Source organism: Nodosilinea sp. LEGE 07298 (assembly GCF_015207265.1).
In the GTDB taxonomy this organism is placed as follows: Bacteria; Cyanobacteriota; Cyanobacteriia; order Phormidesmidales; family Phormidesmidaceae; genus Nodosilinea.
In genome coordinates this window covers 1-1,070 of the sequence record NZ_JADEXE010000604.1, presented here as the reverse complement: position 1 = coordinate 1,070, position 1,070 = coordinate 1, and the positions used below count along the sequence as shown (strand labels likewise).

The 1,070-nt window shown below is 56.5% G+C and carries 1 protein-coding gene; it reads right to left on the bottom strand.

Annotation, left to right across the window (positions count from 1 at the left end):
• Window positions 1-5: 5 nt before the first annotated feature.
• Window positions 6-1,070: IS66 family transposase (gene tnpC / locus IQ273_RS33360; protein ID WP_194027349.1), on the bottom strand; the 1,065-nt coding region annotated here is incomplete at its 5' end.

The following is a 1,070-nucleotide window of genomic DNA, read 5'->3' as shown; positions in this document are numbered from 1 at the left end:
ATTGCTCAACTCAGTAGCCAATCAGCCTGCTGTGAGGTAAGGGCACGGGAGATAGCGTCAAAGGCAGAGATGCTTTGACGGCGAGCCGTGTTTACCAGCGAACGCACCTGGGCGAACAACTCCGCACCCCAGTCGGAGCGAAAGCCATGGGTGACCTTGCGAAAGACCACACTCCACCGCAGCGCTTGTTCACTGGAATTATTGGTCGGCGGCACCGTCTCATCATCGAGGAACAGCAGCAGATGCTCTGAGATCTTTTGGTAACGCCTGAGCAATCGCTGTCCCTCAGGGGACTTGGGCTTTAGATTCAAGATCTCACGCAAGCTGCCTCGAAATCGGGAACGGTAGTGTTGAAACGTGGATTCTGCCAATTGATGTCGTCGCCGGTTCACGGCAATCGCGCGCAGTAATAAGCGCTTCATCCGAGGGGCAAACAGGTCATCGCCTGCATCAATGGCATACTGACAATCCCTGAGTTGATGGGCTAGGCACACTTGCCACCGCTGGGCGGGGTGGGCTTTTTGAGCACTGAATAAGTCGGAGACCCAGACCTGAGGGCGATGGCCCGACATGGTCTCGTCAATGACGGCTTTTCCCCGACTAGGGCGAATCACATGCAGGCAGACCTGCTCATTCTGAAACACCCACTCCCACTGGTTCTGACCGTTGAGCCGAGCACTGGTTTCATCGCTGCACACCAGACGCGAACGCTTTAGCCGCTCGACAATCTTGGACACTGGGGCTGCAAGTTGGGTTCCAGCCCGCTGGAGCAGATTCGCAATTGCTCCTTCTGATAAAGCCACCCCGTACAGGTCTGCCATCAGTTGGCTGAGCCGTTGGTAGCTCACGGCATGGTGATACCTCAAATACGTCACCATGCTGGCGATACTCTGACCAAAGGGCGACCCAGGCTCTAAACCAACGGGGACAGGGGCTTCATAGCTCTGCTGACAGCACGAACACTGCCCACCGTAGCGCTCGACACGGGTCACCTGAGGCCGAACTTGGGGCAGTTCAATTCGCTCATAGACCGCTTTGAGTTGTTGACGAGCACGCTCTACCTCGCTGCC